At 66.4% G+C, this 17214-nt stretch carries 12 protein-coding genes and 1 pseudogene; 10 read left to right on the top strand and 3 right to left on the bottom strand.

What is annotated here, in order from left to right:
- The first annotated feature begins 340 nt into the window (after nt 1–340).
- The 9 genes from WS49_RS32165 to WS49_RS32125 all read left to right on the top strand — a co-directional run bounded on the left by WS49_RS32165 (nt 341) and on the right by WS49_RS32125 (nt 12345).
- The gene (locus tag WS49_RS32165; protein WP_059537267.1) at nt 341–4120 is read left to right on the top strand and encodes a nitrate reductase subunit alpha; all 3780 of its coding nucleotides are present in this window, start codon (nt 341–343) and stop codon (nt 4118–4120) included.
- The gene (narH, locus tag WS49_RS32160) at nt 4117–5646 is read left to right on the top strand and encodes a nitrate reductase subunit beta (RefSeq protein ID WP_059537264.1); all 1530 of its coding nucleotides are present in this window, start codon (nt 4117–4119) and stop codon (nt 5644–5646) included. Before WS49_RS32165 ends, narH begins: the two co-directional genes overlap by 4 nt.
- A complete protein-coding gene (gene narJ, locus WS49_RS32155; RefSeq protein ID WP_059537260.1) occupies nt 5643–6338 on the top strand; it encodes a nitrate reductase molybdenum cofactor assembly chaperone in 696 nt (231 codons plus the stop codon). Before narH ends, narJ begins: the two co-directional genes overlap by 4 nt.
- Nucleotides 6339–6362: 24 nt before the next feature.
- Entirely contained in the window at nt 6363–7046 is a 684-nt protein-coding gene (gene narI, locus WS49_RS32150) for a respiratory nitrate reductase subunit gamma (protein ID WP_059537257.1), read from the top strand.
- 9 nt (nt 7047–7055) lie between these two features.
- Nucleotides 7056–7844: a peptidylprolyl isomerase gene (locus WS49_RS32145; RefSeq protein WP_059537255.1), complete on the top strand. Its 789-nt coding sequence runs from the start codon at nt 7056–7058 to the stop codon at nt 7842–7844.
- A 15-nt stretch (nt 7845–7859) separates the two neighbouring features.
- On the top strand, nt 7860–9125 hold the full coding sequence (locus tag WS49_RS32140; RefSeq protein WP_059537252.1) for an MFS transporter: 1266 nt from the start codon (nt 7860–7862) through the stop codon (nt 9123–9125).
- Nucleotides 9126–9223: 98 nt separating this feature from the next.
- Complete coding sequence (locus WS49_RS32135) at nt 9224–10960, top strand: site-specific integrase (protein WP_059537249.1); 1737 nt, start codon at nt 9224–9226, stop codon at nt 10958–10960.
- A gap of 90 nt (nt 10961–11050) precedes the next feature.
- Nucleotides 11051–11374: a TfoX/Sxy family protein gene (locus WS49_RS32130; protein WP_059537245.1), complete on the top strand. Its 324-nt coding sequence runs from the start codon at nt 11051–11053 to the stop codon at nt 11372–11374.
- Between the two features lie 59 nt (nt 11375–11433).
- Nucleotides 11434–12345: a hypothetical protein gene (locus tag WS49_RS32125; RefSeq protein ID WP_059537241.1), complete on the top strand. Its 912-nt coding sequence runs from the start codon at nt 11434–11436 to the stop codon at nt 12343–12345.
- Nucleotides 12346–12376: 31 nt separating this feature from the next.
- On the opposite strand, the pseudogene WS49_RS32120 reads toward WS49_RS32125, so the two are convergent.
- Nucleotides 12377–12619, bottom strand: a pseudogene (locus tag WS49_RS32120) (branched-chain amino acid ABC transporter substrate-binding protein); the annotation flags it as partial.
- Nucleotides 12620–13004: 385 nt separating this feature from the next.
- Here WS49_RS32120 and WS49_RS32115 point away from each other — a divergent pair.
- Nucleotides 13005–14429, top strand: a complete 1425-nt coding sequence (locus tag WS49_RS32115; RefSeq protein WP_059537234.1) for an aminotransferase-like domain-containing protein — start codon at nt 13005–13007, stop codon at nt 14427–14429.
- A gap of 251 nt (nt 14430–14680) precedes the next feature.
- On the opposite strand, the gene WS49_RS32110 is transcribed toward WS49_RS32115, so the two are convergent.
- Together WS49_RS32110 and WS49_RS32105 are read right to left on the bottom strand one after the other, a co-directional pair.
- Nucleotides 14681–16162 (bottom strand): MFS transporter, encoded by a 1482-nt coding sequence (locus WS49_RS32110; RefSeq protein ID WP_059537231.1) that lies wholly within the window; start codon nt 16160–16162, stop codon nt 14681–14683.
- A 48-nt stretch (nt 16163–16210) separates the two neighbouring features.
- A complete protein-coding gene (locus tag WS49_RS32105; protein ID WP_059537226.1) occupies nt 16211–16807 on the bottom strand; it encodes a TetR/AcrR family transcriptional regulator in 597 nt (198 codons plus the stop codon).
- Nucleotides 16808–17214: the final 407 nt, after the last annotated feature.

Here is a 17214-nt window from a genome sequence, read left to right as displayed (position 1 = left end):
GCGCGAAAACGCGTGACGTCGCAACACTGCGGCTCGCATGCATAAACGCGTGATCGAGCGCCGGCCTGTAACCCGTCAAACCCTGACGCGAAAGTCCGGTGCCGAGCATGCCATTGGCACGCCTGTATCCATCCCCATTTCGCAACGATGCGTGCAGGTGCAACGATATCGTGATTTGTATCAAGTCGTGATATGTCGATCCGAAAGAGAATTCATTCGACCCGGACGCAAGTGATGGAAGCGAACGCAACGAGCCGAATGCCGCCCGTCCTTCACATCCGGGATATCACCTCCTTAAATATTCAGGGTCTGCCAAAAGACCGGAAAAAACGAGATCCCCATGAGCCATTTCCTGGATAGATTGCGTTATTTCTCCACCACGAGGCCAACCTTCTCCGACGGACACGGCGCCGTCACGGACGAGGACCGCAAATGGGAAGACGGCTATCGGCTGCGCTGGCAGCACGACAAGATCGTCCGTTCGACCCACGGGGTGAACTGCACGGGTTCGTGTTCGTGGAAGGTCTATGTGAAAGGCGGAATCGTCACCTGGGAAACCCAGCAGACCGACTACCCGCGCACGCGCCCCGACATGCCGAACCACGAACCGCGCGGCTGCTCGCGCGGCGCTTCGTACTCCTGGTATCTGTATAGCGCGAACCGTCTCAAGCATCCGATGGTGCGCAGTGCGCTGGTGAAGCTGTGGCGCGAGCGTCGCCGCACGCTCGCGCCCGTCGACGCATGGCGCTCGATCGTCGAGGACGACGACGCGCGGCGCTCGTACCAGAGCCGGCGCGGGCTCGGCGGCTTCGTGCGCGCGAGCTGGGATGAGGTCAACGAGATCGTTGCGGCCGCAAACGTTTACACGGTCGAGCGGCACGGCCCCGATCGCGTCGTCGGGTTCTCGCCGATCCCGGCGATGTCGATGGTGTCGTATGCGGCAGGGTCGCGCTACCTGTCGCTGATCGGCGGCGTGTGCCTGAGCTTCTACGACTGGTATTGCGACCTGCCGCCCGCGTCGCCGCAGACCTGGGGCGAGCAGACCGACGTGCCGGAATCGGCCGACTGGTACAACTCGACGTTCATCATGATGTGGGGATCCAACGTCCCGCAGACCCGCACGCCCGACGCGCACTTCCTCGTCGAGGCGCGCTATCGCGGCACGAAGGTCGTGTCGGTGTTCCCCGATTACTCGGAAGGCGCGAAGTTCGGCGATCTGTGGTTGCATCCGAAGCAGGGCACCGACGCGGCGCTCGCGCTCGCGATGGGTCACGTGATCCTGAAGGAGTTCCACCTCGCGGGTAAGAGCGACTATTTCATCGACTACTGCAAGCGCTATACCGACATGCCGGCGCTCGTGCGCCTCGTGCCGCACGGCGACGGCTACGTGCCCGAGCGTCTCGTGCGTGCGTCCGATTTCGACGACGCGCTCGACGAGGCCGCGCATCCGGAGTGGAAGACCGTGATGATCGACGACGCGACCGGGGAGTTCGTCGTGCCGGTCGGCTCGATCGGCTTCCGCTGGGGGCAGCAGGCCAAGGACGGAGCGAGCGACAAGGGCAAGTGGAACCTGCGCGGCGAGACGTCGAAGGGTGCGGCGCTGTCGCCGCGGCTGTCGTGCACGGCCGAGCACGACGACGTGGTCGACGTGCTGTTTCCATACTTCGGCAACCAGCCGCACGCGCATTTCAACTCGACGCAGCACGGCTCCGAGCTGTCGCGCCGGATCGGCGTGCGGCGCGTCGCGACGCGCGACGGCGAGATGCTGGTCGCGACCGTCTACGACCTGTTCGTCGCGAACTACGGGCTCGACCAGGGGCTGGGCGGCCGCGACGTGGCCGCGAGCTACGACGACGATCTTCCGTATACGCCGGCGTGGCAGGAAACGATCACGGGCGTGAAGCGCGCGGACGTGATCTCGGTCGCGCGGCAGTTCGCGGAGAACGCGCACAAGACGCAAGGCAAGTCGATGGTGATCATCGGCGCGGGGATCAACCACTGGTTCCACATGGACATGTCGTACCGCGCGATCATCAACATGCTGATCATGTGCGGATGCGTCGGCAAGCCGGGCGGCGGCTGGTCGCATTACGTGGGCCAGGAGAAGCTGCGTCCGCAGACGGGCTGGACTGCGCTCGCGTTCGCGCTCGACTGGAACCGCCCGCCGCGGCACATGAACGCGACGTCGTTCTTCTACGCGCACACCGATCAGTGGCGCTACGACACGATGGATCCGGGCGCGCTGCTGTCGCCGCTCGCGGACAAGACGCAGTTCCACGGTTCGCCGATCGACTACAACGTGCGCGCCGAACGGATGGGCTGGCTGCCGTCCGCGCCGCAGCTCGCGGTGAATCCGCTGAAGGTCGGTGCAAGTCTCGGCGACCCCGCTCAGGCCGGCGCCGATGTCGCGCGGCAACTGAAGGCCGGCATGCTGCGGATGGCGTGCGAGGACCCGGATTCCCCCGACAACTTCCCGCGCAATCTGTTCGTGTGGCGTTCGAACCTGCTCGGTTCGTCGGGCAAGGGTCACGAGTATTTCCTGAAGCATCTGCTCGGCACGACCAACGGCGTGCAGGGCGACGACCTCGGCGCGACGGGCGGCGCGCGCCCCGAGGAAGTGAAGTGGCACGACGAAGCGCCGCGCGGCAAGCTCGACCTGCTCGTCACGCTCGACTTCCGGATGTCGACCACCTGCATGTATTCGGACGTCGTGCTGCCGACCGCGACGTGGTACGAGAAGGACGACATGAACACGTCCGACATGCACCCGTTCATCCATCCGCTGTCGGCGGCGGTCGATCCCGCGTGGGAATCGAAGAGCGACTGGGAGATTTTCAAGGGGATCGCGAAGCGCTTCTCCGAGCTGTGCGACGGGCATCTCGGTGTCGAACGCGACGTCGTGCTCGCGCCGATCGCGCACGATACGCCGGGCGAACTCGCGCAGCCGTTCGACGTGCAGGACTGGAAGCGCGGCGAATGCGAGCCGGTGCCGGGCCGCACGATGCCGGCGGTGATCGCCGTCGAGCGCGATTATCCGAACACCTATGCACGCTTCACGTCGCTCGGCCCGCTGATGGACAAGCTCGGCAACGCGGGCAAGGGCATCGGCTGGGACACGAAGGACGAAGTGAGGCTGCTGGGCGCACTCAACTACACAGTCGCTCATGGCGCCGCGCAAGGGCGCCCGCGCATCGACACCGCGCTCGACGCAGCCGAGGTGATTCTCGCGCTCGCGCCGGAAACCAACGGCGAAGTCGCGGTGAAAGCATGGCGCGCGCTGTCGGGCATCACCGGTATCGATCACACGCACCTGGCCGCCGCGCGCGCGGACGAGAAGATCCGCTTCCGCGACATCCAGGCGCAACCGCGCAAGATCATCTCGTCGCCGACGTGGAGCGGGATCGAATCCGAACACGTGTCGTACAACGCCGGTTACGTGAACGTGCACGAGCTGGTGCCGTGGCGCACGCTGACGGGCCGTCAGCAGCTGTACCAGGATCACGCGTGGATGCGCGCGTTCGGCGAGTCGCTGTGCGTGTACAAGCCACCGATCGACACGGGCAGCTACGCGCACATGGTCGGCAAGCGCTCGAACGGCAACCCCGAGCGTGTGCTGAACTTCCTGACACCGCATCAGAAGTGGGGGATTCACAGCACGTATACGGACAACCTGCTGATGCTGACGCTGTCGCGCGGCGGCCCGATCGTGTGGATGTCGGAGGACGACGCGAAGGCGATCGGCGCCGTCGATAACGACTGGATCGAGTGCTACAACTCGAACGGCGCATTGTGCGCGCGGGCGGTCGTGAGCCAGCGGATTCCGTCCGGGATGGTGATGATGTACCACGCGCAGGAAAAGATCGTGAACACGCCGGGCTCCGAGATTACCGGCACACGCGGCGGCATTCACAACTCGGTCACGCGCATCGCGCTGAAGCCGACCCACATGATCGGCGGCTACGCGCAGCTGTCGTACGGCTTCAACTATTACGGCACGGTCGGCTCGAATCGCGACGAGTTCCTGATCGTGCGGAAGATGAGCAAGATCGACTGGCTCGACGGCGAGGACACCGCGGTCGACCCGACAACACAGGCCGTACGGGATGGAGAAACGTCATGAAGGTACGCGCACAGATCGCGATGGTGCTGAACCTCGACAAGTGCATCGGGTGCCATACCTGCTCGGTGACCTGCAAGAACGTGTGGACCAGCCGCGAAGGGATGGAGTACGCATGGTTCAACAACGTCGAAACGAAGCCGGGCATCGGCTATCCGAAGGACTGGGAGAATCAGGAGCGCTGGCGCGGCGGCTGGCAGCGCCGTGCGGACGGCCGGATCGAGCCGCGTCTGGGCGGCAAGTGGCGGCTGCTCGCACAGATTTTCGCGAACCCGCACCTGCCCGAGATCGACGATTACTACGAGCCGTTCACGTTCGACTACGGCCATCTTCAGGAAGCGGGCAACACGCGCGCGATGCCGGTCGCGCGACCGCGTTCGCTGATCAGCGGCCAGCGGCTCGAGAAGATCGAGTGGGGGCCGAACTGGGAGGAAATCCTCGGCGGCGAGTTCGAGAAGCGTGCGAAGGACACCAACTTCGAGTCGGTGCAGAAGGAGATCTACGGGCAGTTCGAAAACACTTTCATGATGTACCTGCCGCGCCTATGCGAGCACTGCCTGAATCCGGCGTGCGTCGCGTCGTGCCCGTCGGGCTCGATCTACAAGCGCGAGGAAGACGGCATCGTGCTGATCGACCAGGACAAGTGCCGCGGCTGGCGCATGTGCGTGTCGGGTTGCCCGTACAAGAAGATCTACTACAACTGGCAGAGCGGCAAGGCCGAGAAGTGCATCTTCTGCTATCCGCGCATCGAGGCCGGCCAGCCGACCGTGTGTTCGGAAACCTGCGTGGGCCGCATTCGCTACCTCGGCGTGCTGCTGTACGACGCCGACAGGATCAGCGAAGCCGCGAGCGCGGAGAACGAGAAGGACCTGTACGAAGCGCAGCTGTCGCTGTTCCTCGATCCGGAGGACCCGGCCGTGATCGCGCAGGCCGAGCGCGACGGCGTGCCGGCCGCGTGGCTCGACGCCGCGCGCCGCTCGCCGACCTACAAGATGGCGATCGACTGGAAGATCGCGTTCCCGCTGCATCCGGAATACCGGACGTTGCCGATGGTCTGGTACGTGCCGCCGCTGTCGCCGATCAACTCGGCCGCGAACAGCGGCGCGCTCGGGATGAACGGCTACCTGCCGGACGTCGAATCGCTGCGCATTCCGCTGCGTTATCTGGCGAACCTGCTGACGGCCGGCGACGAGGCGCCCGTGAAGCGCGCGCTCGAACGGCTGCTCGCGATGCGTGCGTTCATGCGCGCGCGTCACGTCGACGGCATCGATGCGCGCGGGGTGCTCGATCAGGTCGGTCTGTCGCTCGCACAGGTCGAGGAGATGTACCGCTATCTCGCGATCGCGAACTACGAGGATCGCTTCGTGATCCCGACGACGCACCGCGAGTATGCGGAGAACGCATACGACCTGCGCGCGTCGTGCGGCTTCTCGTTCGGCAACGGCTGTTCCGACGGCCGTTCGGAGGGCAGCCTGTTCAGTCCGAAGAAGGGCACGAAAACCATTCCGATCCACGAGGCGTCCCGATGAGCACCGCATCCGATCCGACCTATGCAGCGTTCGCGGCGCTGCTCGACTATCCCGACGAAGCGCTCATCGACGTGCTCGATTCGATCGAAGCTCACCTGCGCGAAAACGTGCGCGTGCCGAAGGCGGTGCGCGCGGGCCTCGACCGCTTCTTCGCCTACGTGCGCGAGCGCGACCTGTTGACGCTGCAGGAGAACTACGTCGCGCTGTTCGATCGCGGCCGCGCGACGTCGCTGCATCTGTTCGAGCACGTGCACGGCGAATCGCGCGACCGCGGGCAGGCGATGGTCGACCTGCTGCAGATGTACGAGCGGCACGGGCTGACGTTGAACCCGGGCGAGCTGCCCGACTACCTGCCCGTGTTCCTCGAATACCTGTCGCGGCTGCCGGCGGCCGATGCGCGCAACCTGCTCGGCGAGACCGGCGAGATCCTGCGCGCGCTGGCCGGCCAGCTCGCGCAGCGCGGCAGTCATTACAGCTTCGTCGTCGGCGCGCTGCTGCCGATGGCCGGCCTCGCGCCGGTCGACGCGCCGGCGGCCGCGGACGACGACGTCGCCGCCGAACGGCCGAGTGCCGACGATTACCGCGCGCTCGACGCGTCGTATGCGGACGAGGCGGTGCGCTTCGTCGGCGCGGCAACGCCGGCCGAGCAGACGGTGCGGTTCCACGACAAGCGGCCGGCCCGCGGCGCGTAAGCGCGGGCCCAACTGGGGAAAGACATGAACGCTTATTTGCATCAGTTCCTGTTCGGGATCTATCCGTACATCTGTCTCGCGGTGCTGCTGGTCGGCAGCCTGATCCGCTTCGACCGCGAGCAGTACACGTGGAAGAGCGATTCGTCGCAGCTTTTGCGCCACGGGATGCTGCGGCTCGGCAGCAACCTGTTCCACTGGGGCGTGCTGGTCGTCGTGCTCGGGCACTTCGGCGGCTTCCTCGCGCCGCACTGGCTCGTGTCGCCGTTCCTGTCGGCGTCCGGGCACCAGCTCGTCGCGATGGTGGCGGGCGGTGCGGCCGGCGTCGCGGCGATCATCGGGCTGACGATCCTGATCTGGCGACGCCTAGGCGATCCGCGCATCCGCAAGAACAGCCGCAAGTCCGACATCGTGATCGTGCTGATGCTGTGGGTGCAGCTCGCGCTCGGGCTCGGCACCGTCGTGCTGTCGACGCGCCACATGGACGGCGTGATGTTCGAGCAGCTTACCGACTACGTGAAGGGCGTCGTCACGTTCCGGCCGGACATCGCGAGCCTGCTGGCCGGCGTGCCGCTGACGTACCGGCTGCATATCCTGCTGGGCTTCACGATCTTCCTCGTGTCGCCGTTCACGCGGATGGTGCACATCTGGAGCGGCATCGCGTCGGTCGCGTACCTGATCCGGCCGTACCAGCTCGTGCGCAAGCGCTGAGGAGGCCATATGAACGAGGTTCTCTCCGAAATCGCGAGCGCGCCGCTGACGATCAACGGCATTGCGATCGACGAAGCGGCCATCGCGACCGAGGCCACGCATCACGACGACGCGCCCGATCCGCTCGACGCGGCACGGCATGCGCTCGCGGTGCGCGAATTGCTGCGGCAGCGCGCGGTGTCGCTCGCGCTGATCGACGCAGGCGCGCCGCTCGACGATGCGGCAGTCGACGCATTGCTCGAACGCGAGCTGACGCACGTGCCCGAACCGGATCGCGCCGATTGCGAGCGCTATTACGCGCAGCATCCGGCGCGCTTTCGCCGCAACGACATCGTGTATGCAAGCCACGTGCTGTTCGCGGTGACCGACCGCGTGCCGCTCGCCCCGCTGCGGCAGCGCGCGGAACGTGCGCTCGCCGACGTGGTGGCCGCACCCGACACGTTCGAAGCGGTCGCGCGCGCGTCGTCGAACTGTCCGTCGGCGCAAGTCGGCGGCAGCCTCGGACAACTTCTGCGCGGCGACACCGTGCCGGAATTCGAGGCCGCGCTGTTCGACACGGACGGGCTCGGCGTGCTGCCGAAGCTCGTCAACACCCGCTTCGGCTTCCACATCGTGCGCATCGAGCGCCGCGTGCCGGGCGACGTGGTGCCGTTCGACGAGGCCGCCGGCCAGATCGCCGCGCACCTGTCGGAACGCGTGCGGCAGCGGGCGATGCGGCAGTACGTGGCGATACTCGCGGGCGGCGCGCGGGTCGAAGGCGTGACCTTCGACGGCGCGAGCGGGCCGCTTGTCCAATGAAACGAGGTTTTGCGTATGGCAACTCAACAAGGTAACGTCGGCCCGGCCGCGGACACGCAGGCCGTCCCGTTGCGTGCGTGGTCGGTGCTGGCCGCGAGCACGCTCGCGTTCATGGTGTGTTTCGTCGTGTGGATGATGTTCGGCGTGCTCGGCGTGCAACTGCGCACCGATCTTGGCCTGAACAGCACGGAATTCGGGCTGCTCACGTCGACGCCCGTGCTGACCGGCGCGCTGATGCGCTTGCCGCTCGGCACGTGGACCGACCGCTTCGGCGGCCGCATCGTGATGACGGTGCTGCTCGTCGTGTGCGCGATTCCCGTCTACATCGTCAGCTATGCGACGCAGCTCTGGCAGTTCCTCGTGATCGGGCTGTTCCTCGGCTGCGTCGGCGCGTCGTTCGCGGTCGGCACGCCGTACGTCGCGCGCTTCTTCCCGCCGAAGCGGCGCGGGCTCGCGATGGGCGTGTTCGGTGCGGGCACGTGCGGCGCGGCGGTCAATCTGTTCGTCACGCCGCTGCTGCTGTCCGCGTATGGCTGGCGTCTCGTGCCGCGCGTCTACGCGGTTGCATTGCTCGTCACGGCCGCGATCTTCTGGGTCGCGTCGGCGCCCGATCCGGGGGCGGGCAAACGAGGCGGATCGATGCTCGACGCGTTCAAGGTGCTGCGCGATCCGCGCGTGTGGCGGCTCTGCCAGTACTACTCGATCACGTTCGGCGGCTTCACCGCGCTGTCGCTGTGGATCCCGCAGTACCTGAAGAGCGAATACGGGATGTCGCTCGTGATGGCCTCCGCGTTCGCGGCCGGCTTCTCGCTGCCGGGCTCCGTGCTGCGCGCGCTCGGCGGCGCGCTGTCCGACCGCTTCGGCGCGCATGCGGTCACATGGTGGGGGCTGTGGGTCGCGTGGATCTGCCTGTTCCTGCTGTCGTATCCGGCGACCGACTTCGTGATTCACACGATCGACGGCACCGCGTCGCTGAATCTGTCGATGCCGGTGGCAGGCTTCGTCGCGCTGACCTTCGTGCTCGGTGCGGTGTTCGCGTTCGGGATGGCGTCGACCTTCAAGTACGTCGCCGACGATTTCCCGGACAACATGGGCGTCGTCACGGGCATCGTCGGCCTCGCGGGCGGGCTCGGCGGCTTCCTGCTGCCGATCCTGTTCGGCTTGCTGCTCGACCTGCTGCGCGTGCGCACGACCTGCTTCATGTTCCTGTACGGGATCGTGTGGGTGTCGCTGATCCTGATCTATCTGTCCGAGGTGCGGCGCACGCCCGTGACGGGCTGAGCGTTCGTGCGCGATGCCGGTAGCCGCCGGCGTCGCGCATCCATCTTGCGGCACGCCGGGCGTTTTCGAGCGTCCGCAGTTCTGTCAAACTGGCGCCCATGACACCGCGCCTCGCCTTACCGCCTTCCTCCGATTCCTCACCTGCGCCCGCAGGCTATCCCGACGCCGACGAACTGGCCGCGCTGCGCGCGTGGTACGCGGGCATGACCGTGCGTCAGGCGGTCGAACGCTATCTGCCCGACCGGCTCGGCGAACGGCGGTCGGCGCGCGGCGTGATCGGCGGGATTCGTCGCCGCCTCGCGCGCGTCGCGCGGCAGGTCGGGCGGCCCGATCTCGCCGAGCAGCTCGCGCATGCCGACAGCGCGCGCGTCCAGATGGCGAAGGCCGCGACCGATGCGATCGGCCTGCTGCGCCATGCGCGTGCGCCGGTGCCGCAAATCAGCGATGACATCGGCTTGTGGCTGCCCGCACGCGCGGTCGTCGCGTTGCGTGCGCACGGGATCGCGACGCTCGCCGACCTGACCGTGCGGATTCCGCGGCGGCGTCAGTGGTGGCGCGCAATAGCGGGGCTCGGCATGGCGAGCGCGCGGCATATCGAGACGTTCTTTTCCGCGCATTCGGACCTGACCGAGCGGGCGCGCGCGCTGATCGCGGCGACGCCGCGCAGCGCCATCGTGCCGTGGGAGCAACTGAAGCTGCCGCACGAGGTCGACGGGTCGGCCGGCACGTTCCGCGCGCCGCGCGCGACCAGCACGCTCGACGCGGACAACGATTACGCGGCCGTGCACGCTTGGCTGTCGCTGCACGAATCGGCCGCGACGCGCCGCGCGTACCGGAAGGAGGCCGAGCGGCTGATCCTGTGGGCGATCGTCGAGCGCGGGCGTGCGCTGTCGTCGCTGACCACCGAGGATGCGGTCGCGTATCGCGCGTTCCTGCGCAACCCGACGCCGCACGAACGCTGGATCGGCCCGGTGCGGCCGCGCGGCGCGCCGGACTGGCGGCCGTTTTCGGGCGGATTGTCCGCGCGTTCGGCCGCGTACACGCTGTCGGTTCTCGGCGCGCTGTTCCGCTGGCTGATCGAGCAGCGCTATCTGCTCGCGAATCCGTTCGCGGGCGTCAAGGTGCGCGATACGCGCGGCGCGAATGCGCTGGACACGTCTCATGCGTTCACCGAAGGCGAGTGGTTGCTCGTGCGCACGATCGCGGACGGGCTCGAGTTTCGCAAGGACAAGCCGTCCGGCGCATCGCAGTCCGGCTGGACGCCGGCGGCCGCGCAACGGCTGCGCTTCATTCTCGATTTCGGCTATGCGACCGGGCTGCGTGCGAGCGAACTGGTCGGCGCGACGCTCGGCGACATCGAAACGGACGCGCACGGTGATGCGTGGCTGAAGGTGATCGGCAAGGGCAGCAAGGCCGCGCGCGTCGCGCTGCCGCCGCTCGCGCGCACGGCGCTCGATCGTCATCTGGTCGCGCGGCGGCTGCCGGTAACGCCGGTGCGCTGGCGTCCCGATACGCCGCTGATTCCGAGCCTTGCGGAAGACGGGGCGGCCGGGATCACGAGCGTGCGGCTGTGGAAGGTGATGCAGCGTTTCTTCACGCAGACGGCCGCGCTCGTCGACGACGACAACCCGGCGCTCGCGCAGAAGTTGCGCCAGGCGAGCCCGCACTGGATGCGTCATACGCATGCGACACATGCGCTCGCGCGCGGCGCGGAGCTGATGACGGTGCGCGACAACCTGCGGCATGCGTCGATCTCGACGACGTCGATTTATCTGCACGGCGACGATGTGAAGCGGGCGCGGCAGATGTCGAGTGCGTTTTCGGCTGACAAATGAGCAGGACGCACGCGTGATCGCGTGGGATTCGAACGGAACGGCACCGCGTCGGTGACGGTCAGAAGGGTTATTCGGTAACGGAGCGGATGGATGGCATCGAGTCAGGGAACCGTCGATTTCGTCGTCGAGCAGATGGCTGCGGTGGGCGCCGTGTCGGCGCGCAAGATGTTCGGCGAATACGGCATCTACTGCGACGGCAAGATGGTCGCGCTGGTGTGCGACGACCGGTTGTTCGTCAAGCCGACGCCTGACGGGCGTGCGTTTCTCGGCACCTGCGACGAAGCGCCACCGTATCCGACCGCGAAGCCGCATCTCGTCATCGGAGGCGAGCGCTGGGACGACCGCGAATGGCTGTCGACACTGATCCGGATCACTGCCGCGCAACTGCCGGTGCCGGTGAAGCGGAGTCGATAGCGGTCGGCGTATTCTGTGAACCATGTGCGCGACCACCGCGCCCCCGCTGGAGCACAAGAATGGAGACATCCCAACATCCGCAAGCACCGCGCTACGCGCGCCGCGCATGGCATGCGCTCGTCGCGGCCGTGTGCCTCGGCTGGAGCGCGCTGTCGTTCGGCGCGGACGGCGCGGCGGCGCTGCTCGACCGCTATCACAGCCTCGGCGAGCAACTGAAGAACAACTCGTTCCATCGCCCGCTGTACCTCGAATCGTCCGAGGCGTCTTCGTCGCTGAAGGGCGACATCTATGCCGTCGTCGACTATCCGTTCTCCGTCGTGAACGGCAAGCTCAACGATCCCGCGCAAGGCCCCGCGAACTGGTGCGCGGTGCTGATCCTGCACCTGAACACGAAGTACTGTCGTGCGTCGACCGGCAGCGACGGCCCGGTGCTCGACGTGAACCTCGGCCGCAAGATCGAGCAGAAGCTGTCGGATACCTATCGCGTGCAGTTCCGCTACCGCGTGGCCGCCGCGACACCCGACTATTTCCAGGTCGACCTGGCCGCCGACAGCGGCCCGATGGGCACGAAGGACTACCGGATCGTGCTGGAAGCGGTGCCGGTCGGCGGATCGCGCACGTTCCTGCACCTCACGTATTCATACGGCTTCGGCGCGGTCGGCCGCATGGCGATGAAGACCTACCTTTCGACGGTCGGCAGCGACAAGGTCGGGTTCACGGCAGCCAGCGGCGCATCGGCGGCGCAGCCGCAGTACATCGGCGGCGTGCGCGGATTGCTGGAGCGCAACACGATGCGCTACTACCTCGCGATCGACACGTATCTCGCGACGCTCGACAAGCCGCTCGACCAGCGCCTTGCGCGCTGGTTCGACGCGACCGAGCAGTATCCGAAGCAACTGCACGAAGTCGAGCGCGGCGCGTATCTGCAGATGAAAGCGCAGGAGGTGCAGCGGCAACAGGCGGAGCGATGACGCCGCCCGTTGCCGGGCTGCCCGGCGTCGATCAGTTCGACGCGCCGCCGACCGTGCGAATGCTGTGCCACTGCCCCTGTTCGACGCGGAACAGCGTGTAGGGCGGCTTGATCAGGTCGCCGCGCTCGTCGAACGAGATCTTCCCCGTCACGCCCGTGACCGACACGCCCGGCAGGCTCGCGACGATCTTGCCGCGGTCGACCGAATCCGCCTTGCGGATCGCCGCGATCATCGCGAGCGCCGCGTCGTACGCGAACGGCGCATACAGCTCGATCTTGCCGGATGCCGCAGACGCGACCGCGAGCTGCGCGACCACACGGTACCGCCTTCGAATCCCCGGCCACCGCATCCATTTCCCAGCCCCTGCGTCAAATCGTAAGACGTACAGTTCGCCCGAAGTCGCGAATTCGCGCCGAACTGTACTCTTGTGTGCATATCCGATGTGTGTACTCCGCATTAACTGTTCTGCTCTTACGATTCCATCATCAAGTGCACAGTGCCGCAGGCCCAGACATCACGGGCTTGACGGCGCATCTTCAAAAGCGAGCCACGACGATGGAAAAGGCAAAACCGGAGGGAGCAATCAGGCATCACGACAGCCCGGTCGGCGGGCGGCACATGCACGGATCGGGCGTGCGCGGGGCGGCGGGGAGCACGCGATGAAGCTCTACGAAAAACTCGCGGACGACATCGAACGCCTGATCCGCCAAGGCGTGTACCGGCACGGCGACCGGATTCCGTCGGTGCGGCAGGCGAGCCAGCAGCACCGGATCAGCATCACGACCGTGCTGCACGCATATCTGCTGCTCGAAAGCCGCGGACTGCTGGAAAGCCGTCCGCAGTCGGGCTACTTCGTGAACCTGCGTCGCGACGACAACCACGCGCCGGTGCGCGAACTGCGGCCGTCGAAGCCGATCGCAATTTCGTCGTCGGTCGACATGAGCCGGCTCGTGCTGTCGACGCTGCGCTCGATCGGCACCGACGACGCGGTGCCGCTCGGTTCGCCGTATCCGGACCCGAGCCTCTTTCCGTTCGAGAAGCTGAACCGCTACGCGTATGCGGCCGGCCGGGACAAGTCGCTGTGGGGCGTGACCGACGGGCTGCCGCCCGGCCATCCGCGTCTGATCCGGCAGATCGCACGACGCTACCTGGAAAACGGGATGTCGGTCGATCCGAACGAGATCATCGTGACGGTCGGTGCGACCGAGGCGATCAACCTGTGCCTGCAGGCGGTCGCGAAACCGGGCGACACGATCGCGGTCGAGTCGCCGACGTTCTACGCGATGCTGCACGCGATCGAGCGGATGGGGATGAAGGCGATCGAGGTCGCGACGCATCCGGAATACGGGATCGATATCGCCGCGCTGGCGGCGATCGCAAAGTCGCAGTCGATCGCCGCGTGCATGGTGATGCCGAATTTCCAGAATCCGCTGGGCTTCCAGATGCCCGACGAGCGCAAGCGCGAACTGGTGGAATTCGCGACCCGCGTCGACATGCCGCTCATCGAGAACGGTGTGTATAACGAACTGTATTTCGGCGAGTCGCATCCGAGCACGCTGAAGTCCTGCGATCGCAACGGGATCGTGCTGCATTGCGCATCGTTCTCGAAGAGCCTGACGGCGGCTTACCGGGTTGGCTGGGCGTTGCCGGGCCGCTATCGCGATCAGGTCGAGAAACTGAAGTTCCTGAACACGCTGGCCACGCCGTCGCTGCCGCAGCTCGCGATCGCCGAGTTTCTCGAACGCGACAGCTACGAGCATCACCTGCGACGCTTGCGCAAGGCGTATGCGCAGCAGGCGAACCTGATGCGCGCGATGGTGTCGCGATTCTTCCCGGAAGGCACGCGCATCTCGAGCCCGGCCGGCGGCTACGTGCTGTGGGTCGAGTTGCCGGTTCAGGTCGACGCGATGCGGCTGTATCAGCTCGCGCTGGAGCAGGGAATCACGATCGGCCCCGGCTACATGTTCTCGATCACCGACAACTACCGGAACTTCATCCGGCTGAACTACAGCAGCGCGTGGTCGCCGGAGATCGAGCAGGCGGTGATCGCGGTCGGGAAGCTCGCGGCGTCGTGCATGCGCTAAGGCTGGCGGCGTCGGTGGCGTGGGTCGCATTGCGCTCGGCGCGTCCATGGCGCGCGGCGTTGAGCGTCGCCGCCGCCGCGAACGTGTTGCAGGAAGAAATCGCGTGCGGCCGGCTTTGTGGGGAAGCGGTGAGCGCGCTGCTGAGGGAGGGCGCATCCGCCGTCACGCGTGTCGCGAGTCGCGCGCCGCATGACGGCCCGCGCCTGTCCGCGCGGGAAATCGACGTGCTGCGCGCGATTTCGCGCCCTGCATCACGGCCGGTTGCGTTCGGTGCCGAACGTCGCTCGGGCGTGGGGACGGGCAGCGGGGCGCCCCGCGGGTGTCCGCCCGAGCGAGATGCCCAATCCCGCGCCGATGCTCAGGAAGAACGCGATACCGAGAATCGCGACGATGAACGCGTGCGCGATCGCAGCGGGATCCTGACGCGAGCCGAGGACCGTATAGAAAATTCCGCCGATGATCGCGACGCTGAGCGACGTGCTGACCTGCAGGGTCGAACTGGCGATGCCGGCGATCATGCCCGACAGCGCCGGTGCGACACGGCCTGTGACCATTCGCATCAGCGTCGGCAGCGCGAGCCCTTGCCCGAAACCGATGATGAACAGAACGGCGGCAAGCGGGATCGTGGCGAGCGGCATGCCGAGCGGTGTCGCGGCGATCAACCAGGCCAGGCTGACGAGGCCGACGACCTCGAGGCCCATGCCGAACGGATTGACGTACGCGCCGAGAACGCGTGAGCAGTGCGGCGTCGACAGCGGCCCCAGCAGAAAGCCCACGCCGAACGGCAGGAACACGAGGCCCGCGCTCAGCGCATCGACGTGCAACGCGCTTTGCAGATAGATCGAAAACAGCAGGAAGAACGCGCCGATCGAGTACAGCAACAGCGCGATCAGCAGCGCGCGGCCCAGCCCCGGCGCGCGCAGCGCGGCCGGATCGAGCAGCGGGGCGCCGCCGCTGCGGGCGAGCCGGCTCTCGTAGCGCCAGAACAACCATGCGAGCGCCGGTACCGCCATCAGCGACATCCAGGCCAATAGCGGCCAGCCTGCGTCACGCCCTTCGATCAACGGCACGACCAGCGCGCCGAGCGTTGCCATCGACAGCGCCGTGCCGCCGAGGTCGAGCTTGCGTGCATGCTGCGCGCGCGTTTCCTTCAGCAGCGGGATGCCGAACAGCACGACCAGGATCGCCAGCGGCAGGTTGACGAGGAAGATCGTCCGCCAGCCGAGATTGAACAGATTCAGCGAAATCAGGATGCCGCCCAGTGCCTGCCCGACGACCGCGGCGAGCCCGAAGACCGCGCCATAAAGGCTGAGCGCGAGCGGCTTTTCCGATTCGGGGAAGATCGCCTGGATCGACGCGAGCGCCTGCGGCGCCATGACGGCCGCCGTCAGCCCCTGCAACGCCCGGCCCGCGATCAGTGTCCACGGCGAACTCGCGAGGCCGCATAGCGCAGATGCCGTCGCGAATCCGATCAGTCCGAGAAAGAACATGCGCCCCCGCCCGAACAGGTCTCCCAGCCGCCCGCCGGTAATCAGCGTTACGGCGTACAGGCCGGCGTACGACGAGATGACGAATTGCTCGGCCGAAGACGACGCGCCCAATTCCCCCCGGATCGACGGCAGCGCGACATTGACGATGAAGAAGTCCAGCGGAGGCAGGAATGCGCCGACGAGCAGGACCGAGAACATTGCCCAGCGGCGCGGGTCCGGCGAGACGGAATCGTTGCGGGTCATGGGTGAGCCTCCATATGGGACCAATCAGTTCCAAATTGGCCAAAAAAATTAATCGAGAACGCGCATCGTGTTGTCGACGAGCGCGAGCATGTCCGCTTCCGATACGCCGGTTTTGCCCAGCACGCGCATTCCCTCGACCTGGCAGAGCAGGAAACGCGCGAGCGCCTGTTCGTCGCGTTCGGCCATCTCGCCGCTTGCCTGCCCGCGCACGATCGCGCCGGCATAAAGCTGCTGCAAACGCCGGAACATGCGTGCCGTGCGTTCCGCGACATCCGGATCGCGGGCCGCCATTTCGGTAGTCATCGCGATCGCGAGACATCCGCGTCGGCCTGCCTCGCCGACGGAAAGGCGCGCATAGCGCAGCAGCGAATCGCGAATGGCGTCCTTCACCGTGCCCGGCTGCGACAGGATGTCGGCGGTTGCCTTCAACCCGTCGGCCATATACAGGTCCAGGGCCGCCAGCAGCAGCCCTTTCTTGTCGCCGAACGCCTTGTAGAGGCTGCCGCGCGACAAGCCGGTGCCGGCAATCAGATCCGGCAGCGACGCGCCTTCGTAGCCGCGGTCCCAGAAGACTTGCATCGCGTCGCGCGCGGCATCGTCCAGTTCGAATTCGCGCGGACGTCCAAGACCGGTCGGATGTGCCATGGGTGAGATCTCCTGCAATTTGGCGTCAGTATATGGACCAATCGGTTCCTATGTCAACGCGTGGATCCGGCCGGGGAGGGGGATGAACGCCTTCGGACGATCATGCGGGCAACCATCCCAGACCGAACCGGGACGGGCAAAAAAGGCTCTTCGTGGATTTTCGTGGTCGTCGCTTGTCGACCCGAAGCGGTCCTTCAGATTCATCCAAAGCGGCCAATCGTTGTGACCTGCGGCGGGATTTTGTAGCCACGCTCGATGAGTATCTTGGCCTCGGCGCGACTGCGGAATCATTCCCGATTAAATCGCTTCTCGCGCAGCGTGCCGTTGGAACCTTCAACGGAGTCGTTCTGCCAAGGGCGGCAAGAACGGACACAGCGTGTACGATCTGGTCTTCAAGAAAACCATCC

This window comes from Burkholderia sp. RF7-non_BP4, from assembly GCF_001521935.1.
Taxonomy (GTDB): domain Bacteria; phylum Pseudomonadota; class Gammaproteobacteria; order Burkholderiales; family Burkholderiaceae; genus Burkholderia; species Burkholderia diffusa.
Note: the sequence above shows the minus strand (reverse complement) of the source record. Positions and strands in the feature narration are given on the sequence as shown.

Excerpts from the sequence above, each read along its gene's own strand:
- WS49_RS32130 (WP_059537245.1), top strand. The coding sequence starts at position 11,051 with ATGGCATCGAGTCAGGGAACCGTCGATTTCGTCGTCGAGCAGATGGCT.
- WS49_RS32115 (WP_059537234.1), top strand. The coding sequence starts at position 13,005 with ATGAAGCTCTACGAAAAACTCGCGGACGACATCGAACGCCTGATCCGC.
- WS49_RS32110 (WP_059537231.1), bottom strand. The coding sequence starts at position 16,162 with ATGACCCGCAACGATTCCGTCTCGCCGGACCCGCGCCGCTGGGCAATG.
- WS49_RS32165 (WP_059537267.1), top strand. The coding sequence starts at position 341 with ATGAGCCATTTCCTGGATAGATTGCGTTATTTCTCCACCACGAGGCCA.
- WS49_RS32145 (WP_059537255.1), top strand. The coding sequence starts at position 7,056 with ATGAACGAGGTTCTCTCCGAAATCGCGAGCGCGCCGCTGACGATCAAC.
- narJ (WP_059537260.1), top strand. The coding sequence starts at position 5,643 with ATGAGCACCGCATCCGATCCGACCTATGCAGCGTTCGCGGCGCTGCTC.
- WS49_RS32135 (WP_059537249.1), top strand. The coding sequence starts at position 9,224 with ATGACACCGCGCCTCGCCTTACCGCCTTCCTCCGATTCCTCACCTGCG.
- WS49_RS32125 (WP_059537241.1), top strand. The coding sequence starts at position 11,434 with ATGGAGACATCCCAACATCCGCAAGCACCGCGCTACGCGCGCCGCGCA.
- narH (WP_059537264.1), top strand. The coding sequence starts at position 4,117 with ATGAAGGTACGCGCACAGATCGCGATGGTGCTGAACCTCGACAAGTGC.
- narI (WP_059537257.1), top strand. The coding sequence starts at position 6,363 with ATGAACGCTTATTTGCATCAGTTCCTGTTCGGGATCTATCCGTACATC.
- WS49_RS32105 (WP_059537226.1), bottom strand. The coding sequence starts at position 16,807 with ATGGCACATCCGACCGGTCTTGGACGTCCGCGCGAATTCGAACTGGAC.
- WS49_RS32140 (WP_059537252.1), top strand. The coding sequence starts at position 7,860 with ATGGCAACTCAACAAGGTAACGTCGGCCCGGCCGCGGACACGCAGGCC.